This window comes from Novosphingobium mathurense, assembly GCF_900168325.1.
Lineage (GTDB): Bacteria > Pseudomonadota > Alphaproteobacteria > Sphingomonadales > Sphingomonadaceae > Novosphingobium > Novosphingobium mathurense.
Window position 1 is genome coordinate 86,749 of record NZ_FVZE01000001.1, and the last position, 12,918, is coordinate 99,666.

The following is a 12,918-nucleotide window of genomic DNA, read 5'->3' on the forward strand; positions in this document are numbered from 1 at the left end:
AAAGAAGGTTTGAAAGATGGCGAAGGCAAAATTTGAGCGGAACAAGCCGCACTGCAATATCGGCACCATCGGTCACGTCGACCACGGCAAGACCACCCTGACGGCTGCCATCACGAAGGTCATGGCCGAAGTCAACGGTGGTGAAGCGGTCGACTTCGCCAACATCGACAAGGCTCCCGAAGAGCGCGAGCGCGGCATCACCATCTCGACCGCACACGTCGAGTACGAGACCGGTGCCCGTCACTACGCGCACGTCGACTGCCCGGGTCACGCCGACTACGTGAAGAACATGATCACCGGTGCGGCCCAGATGGACGGCGCCATCCTCGTCGTGAACGCTGCTGACGGCCCGATGCCGCAGACCCGCGAGCACATCCTGCTCGCCCGCCAGGTCGGCGTTCCGGCTCTGGTCGTGTACATGAACAAGGTCGACCAGGTCGATGACGAAGAGCTCCTCGAGCTCGTCGAACTCGAAGTTCGCGAACTGCTCTCCTCGTACGACTTCCCGGGCGACGACATTCCGGTCGTCAAGGGTTCGGCCCTGGCCGCTCTCGAAGGCCGCGACGACGAAATCGGCAAGAACTCGATCATCGAGCTCATGAACGCTGTCGACGAGTTCATCCCGCAGCCGCCGCGTCCGACCGACAAGCCGTTCCTGATGCCGGTCGAAGACGTGTTCTCGATCTCGGGTCGTGGTACCGTTGTCACCGGCCGTGTCGAAACCGGCATCATCAAGGTTGGTGAAGAAGTCGAAGTCGTCGGTATCCGCGACACCCAGAAGACCACCGTCACCGGCGTCGAAATGTTCCGCAAGCTGCTCGACCAGGGCGAAGCCGGCGACAACATCGGTGCACTGGTTCGTGGTCTGAAGCGCGACGACGTCGAGCGTGGCCAGGTTCTCGCCAAGCCGGGCACCGTGACCCCGCACACCGAGTTCTCGGCTGAGGTCTACGTTCTGTCGAAGGACGAAGGCGGCCGTCACACGCCGTTCTTCGCGAACTACCGTCCGCAGTTCTACTTCCGCACCACCGACGTGACCGGCGAAGTGATCCTCCCCGAGGGCACCGAGATGGTCATGCCGGGCGACAACGTTGCCCTGTCGGTCAAGCTCATCGCTCCGATCGCCATGGACGAAGGTCTGCGCTTCGCTATCCGCGAAGGCGGCCGCACCGTCGGCTCGGGCGTTGTTTCGAAGATCACGAAGTAAGCTTCGTAATCCTCGGATAACCGAGATAAAGGCCCGGCTTCCGAAAGGAAGCCGGGCTTTTTCTGTGAAAGGCGCAGATAGCGGACAGGGGGCTGGCGTGGCTCACGATCCGCGCTTAGGGCGTCTGCATGGCACGCAAGTATTCAAAGCACGGTCCGCGAGAGGACATCCTGAAGGACGACGATGCGCCCGAGGCGGCGCCACCGCCCGATTGCTGGCTTTGCTCCAGGCCCTGCGGCGAGACGGTGGTCTGGCATCACCCGGTGCCGAAGAGCCGGGGAGGGCGCGACACCGTGCCGATGCACCCGATCTGCCAGAACATGCTGATCACTACCTTCACCAATTCCGAGCTTCAGCGCTACGGACTCGACGTCGATCTCCTGAAGCTCGACCCGCGCATCGAGAAGTTCCTCGGTTGGGTCGCGAACAAGGATCCCGACTTCAACGCGGCGCTCGGCAAGAAGAAGCAGCGCTGACGGGTCCGACCTTCGTTGGCTCAAGATGGACTGGCCGAAAGTTTCGCAAATCCGGTCCGGTGCATCATTTCGTTACGGCCGCAGGATTCAGCGAAAATAAGGGGCTCAAAGGGCTTGCGCGAATCCGGGATGCGTTGTAGGGGCGCGGCTCGAATTTGTTCGGGGCTACGGTCCCTAGGCTCTTTCTCATCGGTAGTAGGTAATGGAAGCTCAGAACATCCGCATTCGCCTCAAGGCGTTTGACCACCGCGTACTCGACCAGGCCACTGGCGAGATCGCTGACACCGCCCGCCGTACCGGCGCGCTCATTCGGGGCCCCATTCCGCTTCCGACGAAGATCGAAAAGTTCACCGTGAACCGCGGTCCTCACATCGACAAGAAGTCGCGTGAGCAGTTCGAGGTTCGCACCTACAAGCGTCTGCTCGACATCGTGCAGCCGAATGCCGCCACCGTCGACGCGCTGATGAAGCTCGACCTGGCCGCTGGCGTGAACGTTGAGATCAAGCTGGCCTAAGCCGGCTTCAGGGGCTGCCTTTGGCGGCCCCATGGTCCTTTCCGGTCGGACCTTAAACTGCCGGAACGACATTCGGGTCCTCGGATCCAACTGACCTTGTCGGCCCTCGAGGCCGGCTTTGCGGGGAGAAACCCGCAGAGACAGAGCCCCCAAGGGAAACCGGCGGGGACACAAGGGATACCTCCGGTGCCGCCTTCGGGCCAAGCGCCGGGAATGCGTCCCCCGTCTCGCTTCCGGCAGGTGCCAAGGGCACCGGCAAGGGAGCACCCAGCCCGGACGGGGCATGCATCACAATTTGGGCTGGACACGCCTGTGCGGGATGGGCTCGCGCAGGCCTCTGTAAGGAGTAAAGGTCATGCGTACAGGCGTGATCGCCAAGAAGGTCGGGATGACCCGACTGTTCCAGGAGGACGGACGGCACGTGCCGGTTACCGTCCTGGCGCTGGAAGATTGCCAGGTGGTTTCGGTTCGCACTGCCGATCGTGACGGATACGTCGCGGTTCAGCTCGGTGCCGGCGAAGCCAAGCAGAAGAACGTTGCCAAGCCGCAGCGCGAGCACTTCGCCAAGGCTGAAGTGCCGCTCAAGATGCGCGTTGCCGAGTTCCGCGTCGCCGACGACGCGCTGCTCGACGTCGGTTCGACCATCGCTGCCTCGCACTTCGTGCCCGGCCAGCTCGTCGACGTTGCCGGCCACACCCAGGGTAAGGGCTTTGCGGGCGCCATGAAGCGTTGGGGCTTCGGCGGTCTTCGCGCCACCCACGGTGTTTCGCTCTCGCACCGTTCGCACGGTTCGACGGGTAACCGCCAGGATCCGGGCAAGGTCTTCAAGAACAAGAAGATGGCCGGCCACATGGGCGACCGTCAGCGCACCCAGCAGAACCTCGAGATCGTCCGCGTGGACGACGAACGCGGCCTGATCTTCGTCAAGGGCTCGGTCCCGGGCGCGAAGAACAGCTGGCTGACCGTTTCGGACGCCGTCAAGGTCGCCCGTCACGCCGAGGCTCCGTACCCCGCCGGCCTGAAGCAGGCCGCCAACAGCAATGACACGGCCGCTGCCGACACGCCTGCGGAAGACACCGCGGCGCCGGAAGCGACCGAAGGCCAGGAGGGCTAAGTCGTGAAGGTCAAGGTCCTCAACCTCGATGGCAGCGCCGGCAAGGGCGACATCGAACTGTCGGATGACGTGTTCGGTCTCGAGCCGCGCGCAGACATCCTGCACCGTGTCGTCACCTGGCAGCTCGAGAACCGTCGCGGCATCGCCCGCGCAACCCGCGAGCGCTCGGACGTTGCCCGCACCGGCAAGAAGTTCGGTCGCCAGAAGGGCGGCGGTACGGCTCGTCACGGTGACCGTGCAGCCCCGGTCTTCATCGGCGGTGGTAAGGCTCACGGTGCACGTCGCCGCGAGTTCAACATCTCGCTGAACAAGAAGATCCGCGCTCTCGGCCTCAAGATGGCTCTGTCTTCGAAGGCCCAGAACGGTCTCGTCATCGTCGACACGCTCGACGGTGAAGCCAAGACCAAGGCGCTCGCCGGTCAGCTCGCCAAGGCTGGCTTCGGCAAGAAGGTGCTCGTGATCGACGGCGAAGCGGTGAACGACAATTTCGCTCGTGCAGCCCGCAACATCGTCGGCGTCAACGTGCTCCCGGCCATGGGCGCCAACGTCTATGACATCCTGAAGCATGATACGCTGGTGCTGACGCGCGCCGCGGTCGAGAAGCTGGAGGCCCGTTTCAATGGCTAAGAGCAACGTGGACATCCGTCACTACGACGTGATCCTCGCTCCCCACATCACCGAGAAGTCGACCCTCCTTTCGGAGAACAACGCGGTCGTCTTCAAGGTGGCCGGCGGCGCGAGCAAGCCCGAGATCAAGGCTGCTGTCGAAGCTCTGTTCGACGTCAAGGTCACCGGCGTGAACACGCTGGTCGTCAAGGGCAAGACCAAGCGCTGGCGCGGTAAGGCTTACCGCCGCAGCGACGTGAAGAAGGCGATCGTCACGCTGGCCGAAGGTCAGTCGATTGACGTGACCGAAGGCGTACGGGGCTGATTCGATGGCACTGAAGAAATACAACCCGACCAGCCCCGCCCGTCGCGGCCTGGTCCTCGTCGACAAGTCGTCGCTGTGGAAGGGCAAGCCTGTCAAGGCTCTGACCGAAGGCAAGCACAAGACCGGCGGTCGCAACAACAAGGGCCATGTCACCTCGCGCGGCATCGCTGGCGGCCACAAGCAGAAGTACCGCTACATCGACTTCAAGCGTCGCAAGTGGGACATGGAAGCCACCGTCGAGCGGATCGAGTACGACCCGAACCGCACGGCCTTCATCGCACTGGTGAAGTACACCGACGGCGAGCTCGCCTACATCCTCGCGCCGCAGCGTCTGGCCATCGGTGACGTCGTCGTCGCCGGCGAAAAGACCGACGTGAAGCCGGGCAACGCGATGCTGCTGTCGCAGATGCCGGTCGGCACGATCTGCCACAACGTCGAGATGAAGCCGGGCAAGGGTGGCCAGATCGCCCGTTCGGCAGGCACCTACGTCCAGGTCGTCGGTCGTGACCGCGGCATGGTCATCGTCCGCCTCAACTCGGGCGAGCAGCGCTACCTGCGTGGCGACTGCATGGGCACCGTTGGCGCCGTGTCGAACCCCGACAACGCCAACCAGACCCTTGCCAAGGCCGGCCGCAAGCGCTGGCTGGGCCGTCGCCCGCTGACCCGTGGTGTTGCCAAGAACCCGGTCGACCACCCGCACGGCGGTGGTGAAGGCCGTACCTCGGGCGGCCGTCACCCGGTCACTCCGTGGGGCAAGCCGACCAAGGGCGCCCGCACTCGCAACAACAAGCAGACGGACAAGATGATCATCCGTTCGCGCCACGCCAAGAAGAAGAGGTAAGACACGATGGCACGTTCCGTCTGGAAAGGCCCCTTCGTCGACCTGTACCTTCTCAAGAAGGCCGAGGTCGCGCAGGATGCAGGAGCCAAGGCCGGCCCGATCAAGACCTGGTCGCGTCGTTCCACTATCCTTCCGCAGTTCGTTGGTTTGACCTTCCAGGTCTATAACGGACACAAGTTCATCCCGGTCTCGGTCAACGAGGACATGGTCGGCCACAAGCTCGGTGAATTCGCGCCCACGCGCACGTTCCCCGGCCACGCCGCCGACAAGAAGGGCAAGCGCTAATGAGCAAGCAGGCAGCACCCCGCCGCGTTGGCGAGAAGGAAGCTCTTGCGGTCGGCACCACCATCCGTGGTTCCGCCCAGAAGCTCAACCTCGTCGCCGGCCTGATCCGCGGCAAGAAGGCCGAGGAAGCCATGAACATCCTCGCTTTCTCGAAGAAGGCGATGGCCGTGGATGCCCGTAAGGTTCTCGCTTCGGCGATCGCCAATGCGGAAAACAACCACAACCTCGACGTCGACGCTCTCGTCGTTGCCGAGGCGTCGGTCGGCAAGTCGATCACCATGAAGCGTTTCCACGCTCGTGGTCGCGGCAAGTCCACCCGGATCCTCAAGCCGTTCTCACGCCTGCGGATCGTCGTTCGCGAAGTCGAGGAGGCCTGATCCATGGGTCACAAGAGCAATCCGATCGGTCTGCGTCTGCAGATCAACCGTACCTGGGACAGCCGCTGGTTCGCGGAAGGCCGGGACTACGGCAAGCTGCTTGAGGAAGACCTCAAGATCCGCAAGTTCATCCTTGAGAGCGTGCCGCAGGCGGCAATCTCGAAGGTGGTGATCGAGCGTCCCGCCAAGCTGTGCCGCGTGTCGATCTATGCCGCCCGTCCGGGTGTCATCATCGGCAAGAAGGGCGCCGACATCGAGAAGCTGCGCAAGAAGCTCTCGGTCATGACCTCCAGCGAAGTGAAGCTGAACATCGTCGAGATCCGCAAGCCGGAAATCGACGCCAAGCTCGTCGCTCAGGGCATTGCCGACCAGCTCGTGCGTCGCGTCGCTTTCCGTCGCGCCATGAAGCGTGCGATGCAGTCCGCGATGCGTCTGGGCGCCGAAGGCGTCAAGATCATGTGCGGTGGCCGTCTCGGCGGCGCTGAAATCGCCCGTGTCGAGCAGTATCGCGAAGGCCGCGTTCCGCTCCACACGCTGCGTGCGAACATCGACTATGCCGAAGCCGAGGCGCTGACCGCCTATGGCATCATCGGCATCAAGGTGTGGGTCTTCAAGGGCGAGATTCTCGGCCACGACCCGACGGCGCAGGATCGTTTGATGATGGAGGCTCAGACCTCCGGCGTCCGTCCGGCGCGCTGAGGCTTGAGGTAGAGAAGCACCATGCTGCAACCGAAGAAAACCAAGTTCCGCAAGGCGTTCAAGGGTAAGATCCATGGCAATGCCAAGGGTGGTACCGACCTGAACTTCGGCTCGTACGGCCTCAAGGCCCTCGAGCCCGAGCGGATCACCGCACGCCAGATCGAAGCGGCTCGCCGCGCGATCACCCGCCACATCAAGCGCCAGGGCCGTCTCTGGATCCGCGTCTTCCCGGACGTGCCGGTTTCGAAGAAGCCTGCCGAAGTCCGTCAGGGTAAGGGCAAGGGTTCGGTCGAATACTGGGCAGCCCGCGTCAAGCCGGGTCGCATCCTGTTCGAACTGGACGGCGTTGCCGGCCCGCTCGCAGCGGAGGCTTTCAGCCGCGCCGCGATGAAGCTGCCGATCAAGACCAAGGTCGTTGCCCGTCTCGGCGACACCTCGCACTTGGGTGGAGAAGACTGATGGCGAACCGCACTGAAGACCTGCGCGCCAAGACCGACGACCAGCTGACCTCTGAACTCGTCGACCTCAAGCGTGAACAGTTCAACCTGCGTTTCCAGGCCGCCACGAGCCAGCTCGAGCGCCCGGCACGCATCAAGGAAGTCCGTCGCGACATCGCCCGCATCAAAACGCTCCAGGCTGAGCGCGCGGCGAAGGCGTAAGGAGGAAACACGATGCCAAAGCGTATTCTGATCGGTACCGTCGTTTCCGACAAGACCGACAAGACCGTTACCGTGCTCGTCGAGCGTAAGGTGAAGCACCCGCTGTACGGGAAGATCATCCGCCGTTCGAAGAAGTACCACGCCCACGACGAGGACAACGCCTACCGCACCGGTGAGCGCGTCCGCATCGAGGAAACCAAGCCGATCTCCAAGACCAAGTCCTGGAAGGTGCTGGATCGCCTCGCTGCCAGCAAGGGCACTGCTGTCGAGGCCAACCTCGACGTCGAAGCAGCGAACTAAGACGTTTTTTTGGAACTGCCGGACTGGTTCCGGCAAGCCAGTTGAGAAGGAACCGGATCGATGATCCAGATGCAATCCAATCTCGACGTCGCGGACAACAGCGGCGCAAAGCGCGTCCAGTGCATCAAGGTACTGGGCGGGTCCAAGCGTCGTTTCGCAGGCGTCGGCGACATCATCGTGGTGTCGGTGAAGGAGGCGCAGCCCCGCGCTCGCGTCAAGAAGGGCGACGTTCACCGTGCGGTGATCGTGCGCACCAAGAAGGACGTGCGCCGCGCTGACGGCAGCGTTATCCGCTTCGACAGCAACGCGGCTGTCCTCGTCAACAAGAACGAGGAGCCGATCGGCACCCGTATCTTCGGCCCCGTCGTGCGTGAACTGCGCGGCCGCGGCTTCATGAAGATCATCTCGCTCGCTCCGGAGGTGCTGTAATGGCTGCCGCGAAGATCAAGAAGGGTGACAGCGTCGTCGTCCTGTCCGGCAAGGACAAGGGCCGCACCGGCACCGTGCTTCAGGTTCTCCCGAAGGACGGCAAGGTCGTGGTCGAAGGCGTCAACGTCGCCACCAAGCACCGCAAGCCGACGCAGGTGAACCCGCAGGGTGGCATCGAGCGCACGCCGGCTCCGATGGCGATCAGCAAGGTCGCGGTTGCCGACAAGGACGGCAAGCCGACCCGCGTTCGCTTCGAAACCAAGGACGGCAAGAAGGTCCGTGTGGCCGTGAAGTCCGGGGAGATCATCGATGGCTGAGAAGTACACTCCGCGCATGCGTTCGCGCTACGACGACGAGATCGTCAAGGCGATGACCGAGAAGTTCGGTTACAAGAACGCGATGGAAGTGCCCAAGATCGAAAAGATCACGCTCAACATGGGCGTGGGCGAAGCGAGCCAGGACAAGAAGAAAGTCCAGACGGCCGCTGCCGAGATGGAGGCGATCGCCGGCCAGAAGCCCGTGATCACCAAGGCTCGCAAGTCGATCGCGCAGTTCAAGCTGCGTGAAGGCATGCCGATCGGTTGCAAGGTTACCCTGCGCCGCGAACGCATGTACGAGTTCCTCGATCGTCTGATCACCATCGCGATGCCCCGCATCCGTGACTTCCGTGGCCTCAACCCGAAGTCGTTCGACGGCCGTGGCAACTACGCGATGGGTCTCAAGGAGCAGATCATCTTCCCGGAGATCAGCTACGACAAGATCGAGAAGGTGCGTGGCATGGACATCATCGTCACCACCACCGCCAAGACCGACGACGAAGCGCGCGAGCTGCTCCGTCTGTTTGGTTTCCCGTTCCCGGCAGAAGCCGAGGAACAGAAGGAGGCGGCGTGAGCCGCCGCTGAGGAAGAGAGCTTAAGTCCATGGCGAAACTGAGTTCCGTGAACAAGAACGAGCGTCGCAAGAAGCTCGTGAAGAAGTACGCAGGCAAGTACGCGCGCCTCAAGGCGATCGCTGACGATGAAGCGCTCGATGAAACCGAGCGCCTCATCGCCCGCCTGAAGCTGGCCGAGATCCCGCGCAACGGCAACCCGACCCGGGTTCGCAACCGTTGCGCCACGACCGGTCGTCCGCGCGGTTACTACCGCAAGTTCGGCCTTTGCCGCATCGAGCTGCGTGATCTTGCCAACAAGGGCATGATCCCCGGTGTGACGAAGTCGAGCTGGTAAGGGGCATATAGAAAATGGCTATGACCGATCCCCTGGGTGATATGCTCACCCGCATCCGCAACGGCCAGCGCGCAAAGAAGGACTCCGTCCTGTCGCCGGCCTCGAAGCTTCGTGCACGTGTGCTCGAAGTGCTCCAGCGCGAAGGCTACATCCGTGGCTACAGCGAAGATGCCACCGGCGCTCACCCGCAGCTGCGCATCGAACTGAAGTACTTTGAAGGCGAGCCCGCCATCAAGCACGTTCAACGCGTTTCCAAGCCTGGTCGCCGCGTCTATTCGGGTTCCAAGGAACTCCCGATCGTACGCAACGGCCTTGGCATCACCATCGTCTCGACGCCCAAGGGCGTGCTTTCCGACGCGGAAGCCCGTTCGCAGAACGTCGGCGGCGAAGTGCTGGCGGAGGTGTTCTGATGAGCCGCATCGGTAAGAAGGCGGTTGCGATCCCCGGCGGTGTCACCGCCGCGATCGACAACGGCATCCTCTCGGTCAAGGGTCCCAAGGGTACCCTGACCATGGGTCTTTCTGACCAGGTGACCTACACGGTTGAAGACGGCACCATCGCGGTGAAGCCGATCAACCAGTCGAAGCAGGCCCGCAGCCACTGGGGCATGCAGCGCACGCTCGTCGCCAACCTGATCGAAGGCGTGACCGAAGGTTTCTCCAAGGTCCTCGAGATCAAGGGCGTCGGTTACCGCGCGCAGGCCCAGGGCGCGAAGCTCAAGCTTCAGCTCGGCTTCTCGCACGACGTTGACATCGACGTGCCCGAAGGCATCGAGATCAAGACCCCGGACAACACCACGGTCGAAATCTCCGGTATTGACAAGCAGAAGGTCGGCCAGGTTGCTGCCGAAATTCGTCGCTGGCGCAAGCCCGAACCCTACAAGGGCAAGGGCATCAAGTACCGCGGCGAGTTCATCTTCCGCAAGGAAGGGAAGAAGAAGTAATGGCAAAGCTTTCCCTCTTCGAACGCCGTCGTCGGCGTGTTCGTACCGCTCTGCGTGCCCGTGGCGGCGATCGTCCGCGTCTTTCGGTTCACCGCACCGGCCGTCACATCTATGCGCAGATCATCGATGATGCGCAGGGTCGCACCGTGGCTGCTGCCAACACCCTTGGCGGCAAGGGCACCGACGTTGATGCGGCTACCCGCGTCGGCAAGGAGCTCGCCGAGGCCGCCAAGAAGGCGGGCGTGACCGCTGTTGTCTTCGACCGTGGCGGTTTCCTGTTCCATGGCCGCGTCAAGGCGCTGGCCGAAGCCGCCCGTGAAGGCGGGCTGGAGTTCTGATCATGGCTGACGAAAACACCAACCCCGAACAGCCGATCGCGGCTGAGCACCCGCAGGGCGGTGAGCCGCAGGAGGCCCGCGAGGGTCGCGGTCGTGGCGGCCGTGGTCGCGGTGAACGTGGCGAGCGTGGCGGCCGTGGCCGTCGCGACGACCGTCGCGGCAATCGCAACGAGGAAGATGGCGGTGAGGAGCTGATCGAAAAGCTCGTCCACATCAACCGCGTTTCGAAGACCGTGAAGGGCGGCAAGCGCTTCGGTTTCGCAGCTCTCGTCGTCGTTGGCGACGGCAAGGGCCGCGTCGGCTTCGGCCACGCCAAGGCGCGCGAAGTTCCCGAGGCGATCACCAAGGCCACTGCTTCTGCCAAGAAGAAGATGGTCCGCGTGCCGCTCAAGGAAGGCCGCACCCTGCACCACGACGGCAAGGGCCGTTTCGGTGCCGGCAAGGTCAACGTGCGTACCGCCCCGGCCGGTACCGGCATCATCGCCGGCGGTCCGATGCGTGCCGTGTTCGAGAGCCTGGGCATTTCCGACGTCGTGACCAAGTCGGTCGGTACGTCGAACCCGTACAACATGATCCGCGCCACCTTCGACGCGCTGACCAACCAGACTTCGCCGAAGTCGGTTGCCCAGCGTCGTGGCAAGAAGGTTGCAGACCTTCTCGGTCGTGGCGGTGCCAGCGAGGTAGAGGCCGAGGCCGCTGCCGAAGCCATCGTGGAGTAATCAACCATGGCCAAGATCAAGATCAAGCAGATCGGTTCGCCGATCCGTCGCCCCGAGAGCCAGAAGAAGATCCTCATCGGTCTTGGCCTCGGCAAGATGCACAGGGTCGTCGAAGTCGAGGACACCGCCGAAGTGCGCGGTGCGATCGCCAAGCTGCCGCACATGGTGGCCGTGGTCGACTGACCTGCTCGAAGAACGCCCTTAGGGGAACACTTCGAGAGACATTCGAAAAGGGCTCCGGCGGCAACGTCGGGGCCTTTTTCTATGGCTGATGGTGAAGCATGGCGGAACGGTCTTTGATTGTGCAGGCTGGCCGGTTAGGACTGCGCCTTGGGTTTGCCCCCGTCCGTCGGGGGGCAGCGGGCGCTGAGGGCAGGGGGCAATTGCCGAGATGAAGCAAGCACGGTTCCCGGCGTGGTACGGGATCATCCTCCTGCTCGTTGCCCTGGCCTTGCGGGCCAGCACCTTCGGTGATCCCAACGTCCACGTCGACGAGACCTTCTACCAGACCGTCGGCATCGCCATGCACGAACAGCATGCGGTGCCTTACGTCGACGTCTGGGACCGCAAGCCCTGGGGTCTGTTCTTCCTCTATTACCTGATCGCCTTCATGTCCTATGCTCCGCTGGCCTACCAGTTGGTGGCAACGGTGTTCGCCGCGGCGACCGCCTGGGTGATCGGTGCAATCGCCAGCTTCTGGAACAGGGCGCAGGGCGGCCTGCTGGCCGGTATCGTCTATCTGCTGTGGCTTGAGCAGGAACAGGGCTTCGGCGGCCAGTCCCCGATCTTCTACAATCTCTTCGTGGCAATTGCCGCGCTGCTGGTGCTGCAGGGTCTGCCCGACCTGCGGGAAGGAAAGCCGGGTTGGCGCCCCTATGCGGCGATGCTGCTGGGCGGTTGTGCGATTACCGTCAAGCAGACCAGCTTCTTCGAGAGTGCCTTCCTGGGCCTCTACTGTGCCTATACCCTCTGGCAGGCGCCCCTGTCGCGTTGGCGGGTCTGCACCGTCATCGCTTCGTGGGCACTTCTGGGCGCAGCGCCGATGCTGGCGATTTCCGCGTGGTACTGGCTGGAGGGTTACTGGGCGATCTACTGGCACGCGATGGTGACGTCGAACCTCGCCAAGCCGAAAGTCTGGTTATCGTCCGGAATCCGCACGATCCTCATGTTCATCAGGCTTGCGCCATTCCTCGTCATGGGGGTGCTCGGAATTCCCAAGATGGTTTCGCAGCAGCGCCGGTTCATGGGGTTCTGGTTGCTGGCGGCGAGCCTGGGGCTGCTTTCCGTGCCCAATTTCTACGTCCATTATGCGCTGCCGATCCTCGTACCGCTGACCATCGTGAGCGCGGGCCTGCTGCAGGGACGCATTGCCGGGCCGATCGCGATGGTGGTGCTCGCGTTCCTCGCCTTTCGCGAGACGTCGGTGCTGGACTTCGAACACGCCCGGCGCTCGCGCGCGGCGATGACCGAACTGGTCGAAGCGGTTCGCAGGCATGACGATGGCGGGCCGCTGTTCGTCTATGACGGCCCGTTCCAGCTCTATCACCTGACCGGGCATCGCTTCGTATCGCCGCTGGTCTTCCCCCATCATCTTGCGCAAACGATAGAGAAGGACGTCAGTCACCTGTCGACTGCAGGCGAGGTGCGACGGGTTCTGGCCGAGCGTCCCAGCACCGTCGTGCTCGCGCCCCAGCCGCGGCAGGACCCGGTCAACTGGGAGACTCTGCGGCCGGTTCGCGCCTATATCCACGCCAACTGCCGGCTTGTCGCCCGAGTGGAGACGCCCGAGTGGCTTCTTTCCAGCAAGATGGATGTCTGGGCCGACTGCAACCGGCATGGCGGGGCGAAATAGCGCCCGTT

The 12,918-nt window shown here is 63.2% G+C and carries 23 protein-coding genes; all 23 read left to right on the forward strand.

Annotation, left to right across the window (positions count from 1 at the left end; all coding sequences use genetic code 11):
• Nucleotides 1-16 precede the first annotated feature (16 nt).
• Complete coding sequence (gene tuf, locus B5483_RS00450; protein ID WP_054945240.1) at nt 17-1,207, forward strand: elongation factor Tu; 1,191 nt, start codon at nt 17-19, stop codon at nt 1,205-1,207.
• Between the two features lie 128 nt (nt 1,208-1,335).
• Entirely contained in the window at nt 1,336-1,683 is a 348-nt protein-coding gene (locus B5483_RS00455; protein ID WP_054945239.1) for a hypothetical protein, read from the forward strand.
• Between the two features lie 202 nt (nt 1,684-1,885).
• Complete coding sequence (gene rpsJ / locus B5483_RS00460; RefSeq protein ID WP_007011873.1) at nt 1,886-2,197, forward strand: 30S ribosomal protein S10; 312 nt, start codon at nt 1,886-1,888, stop codon at nt 2,195-2,197.
• Between the two features lie 355 nt (nt 2,198-2,552).
• The gene (gene rplC / locus B5483_RS00465; RefSeq protein ID WP_054945238.1) at nt 2,553-3,311 is read left to right on the forward strand and encodes a 50S ribosomal protein L3; all 759 of its coding nucleotides are present in this window, start codon (nt 2,553-2,555) and stop codon (nt 3,309-3,311) included.
• 3 nt (nt 3,312-3,314) lie between these two features.
• Nucleotides 3,315-3,938, forward strand: coding sequence for a 50S ribosomal protein L4 (gene rplD, locus B5483_RS00470; RefSeq protein WP_054945237.1), 624 nt, complete (start codon nt 3,315-3,317; stop codon nt 3,936-3,938).
• Nucleotides 3,931-4,242: a 50S ribosomal protein L23 gene (locus B5483_RS00475; protein ID WP_054945236.1), complete on the forward strand. Its 312-nt coding sequence runs from the start codon at nt 3,931-3,933 to the stop codon at nt 4,240-4,242. The genes rplD and B5483_RS00475 overlap by 8 nt, the downstream gene beginning before the upstream one ends.
• A gap of 4 nt (nt 4,243-4,246) precedes the next feature.
• Nucleotides 4,247-5,083: a 50S ribosomal protein L2 gene (rplB, locus tag B5483_RS00480; protein WP_054945235.1), complete on the forward strand. Its 837-nt coding sequence runs from the start codon at nt 4,247-4,249 to the stop codon at nt 5,081-5,083.
• Nucleotides 5,084-5,089: 6 nt separating this feature from the next.
• Entirely contained in the window at nt 5,090-5,368 is a 279-nt protein-coding gene (rpsS, locus tag B5483_RS00485) for a 30S ribosomal protein S19 (RefSeq protein WP_007011868.1), read from the forward strand.
• Nucleotides 5,368-5,745: a 50S ribosomal protein L22 gene (rplV, locus tag B5483_RS00490; protein WP_007011867.1), complete on the forward strand. Its 378-nt coding sequence runs from the start codon at nt 5,368-5,370 to the stop codon at nt 5,743-5,745. The genes rpsS and rplV overlap by 1 nt, the downstream gene beginning before the upstream one ends.
• Nucleotides 5,746-5,748: 3 nt before the next feature.
• A complete protein-coding gene (rpsC, locus tag B5483_RS00495; protein WP_054945234.1) occupies nt 5,749-6,444 on the forward strand; it encodes a 30S ribosomal protein S3 in 696 nt (231 codons plus the stop codon).
• A gap of 21 nt (nt 6,445-6,465) precedes the next feature.
• On the forward strand, nt 6,466-6,903 hold the full coding sequence (rplP, locus tag B5483_RS00500; RefSeq protein ID WP_054945233.1) for a 50S ribosomal protein L16: 438 nt from the start codon (nt 6,466-6,468) through the stop codon (nt 6,901-6,903).
• Nucleotides 6,903-7,103: a 50S ribosomal protein L29 gene (gene rpmC, locus B5483_RS00505; protein WP_054945232.1), complete on the forward strand. Its 201-nt coding sequence runs from the start codon at nt 6,903-6,905 to the stop codon at nt 7,101-7,103. Before rplP ends, rpmC begins: the two co-directional genes overlap by 1 nt.
• A 12-nt stretch (nt 7,104-7,115) precedes the next feature.
• Nucleotides 7,116-7,403: a 30S ribosomal protein S17 gene (gene rpsQ, locus B5483_RS00510; protein ID WP_007011863.1), complete on the forward strand. Its 288-nt coding sequence runs from the start codon at nt 7,116-7,118 to the stop codon at nt 7,401-7,403.
• A gap of 60 nt (nt 7,404-7,463) precedes the next feature.
• The gene (gene rplN / locus B5483_RS00515; RefSeq protein ID WP_007011862.1) at nt 7,464-7,832 is read left to right on the forward strand and encodes a 50S ribosomal protein L14; all 369 of its coding nucleotides are present in this window, start codon (nt 7,464-7,466) and stop codon (nt 7,830-7,832) included.
• Nucleotides 7,832-8,149, forward strand: a complete 318-nt coding sequence (gene rplX, locus B5483_RS00520) for a 50S ribosomal protein L24 (RefSeq protein WP_079729166.1) — start codon at nt 7,832-7,834, stop codon at nt 8,147-8,149. Before rplN ends, rplX begins: the two co-directional genes overlap by 1 nt.
• Nucleotides 8,142-8,723: a 50S ribosomal protein L5 gene (gene rplE, locus B5483_RS00525; RefSeq protein WP_054945230.1), complete on the forward strand. Its 582-nt coding sequence runs from the start codon at nt 8,142-8,144 to the stop codon at nt 8,721-8,723. The genes rplX and rplE overlap by 8 nt, the downstream gene beginning before the upstream one ends.
• 29 nt (nt 8,724-8,752) lie before the next feature.
• Nucleotides 8,753-9,058 (forward strand): 30S ribosomal protein S14, encoded by a 306-nt coding sequence (gene rpsN, locus B5483_RS00530; RefSeq protein ID WP_054945229.1) that lies wholly within the window; start codon nt 8,753-8,755, stop codon nt 9,056-9,058.
• 14 nt (nt 9,059-9,072) lie between these two features.
• Nucleotides 9,073-9,468 (forward strand): 30S ribosomal protein S8, encoded by a 396-nt coding sequence (gene rpsH / locus B5483_RS00535; RefSeq protein ID WP_013832934.1) that lies wholly within the window; start codon nt 9,073-9,075, stop codon nt 9,466-9,468.
• Nucleotides 9,468-10,001, forward strand: a complete 534-nt coding sequence (rplF, locus tag B5483_RS00540) for a 50S ribosomal protein L6 (protein WP_054945228.1) — start codon at nt 9,468-9,470, stop codon at nt 9,999-10,001. The genes rpsH and rplF overlap by 1 nt, the downstream gene beginning before the upstream one ends.
• Entirely contained in the window at nt 10,001-10,339 is a 339-nt protein-coding gene (gene rplR / locus B5483_RS00545) for a 50S ribosomal protein L18 (RefSeq protein WP_054945227.1), read from the forward strand. Before rplF ends, rplR begins: the two co-directional genes overlap by 1 nt.
• Before the next feature lie 2 nt (nt 10,340-10,341).
• Nucleotides 10,342-11,058 (forward strand): 30S ribosomal protein S5, encoded by a 717-nt coding sequence (gene rpsE, locus B5483_RS00550; RefSeq protein ID WP_079729167.1) that lies wholly within the window; start codon nt 10,342-10,344, stop codon nt 11,056-11,058.
• A gap of 6 nt (nt 11,059-11,064) precedes the next feature.
• The gene (gene rpmD, locus B5483_RS00555; RefSeq protein ID WP_054945226.1) at nt 11,065-11,241 is read left to right on the forward strand and encodes a 50S ribosomal protein L30; all 177 of its coding nucleotides are present in this window, start codon (nt 11,065-11,067) and stop codon (nt 11,239-11,241) included.
• A gap of 208 nt (nt 11,242-11,449) precedes the next feature.
• Complete coding sequence (locus B5483_RS00560) at nt 11,450-12,910, forward strand: hypothetical protein (RefSeq protein WP_079729168.1); 1,461 nt, start codon at nt 11,450-11,452, stop codon at nt 12,908-12,910.
• Nucleotides 12,911-12,918 lie beyond the last annotated feature (8 nt).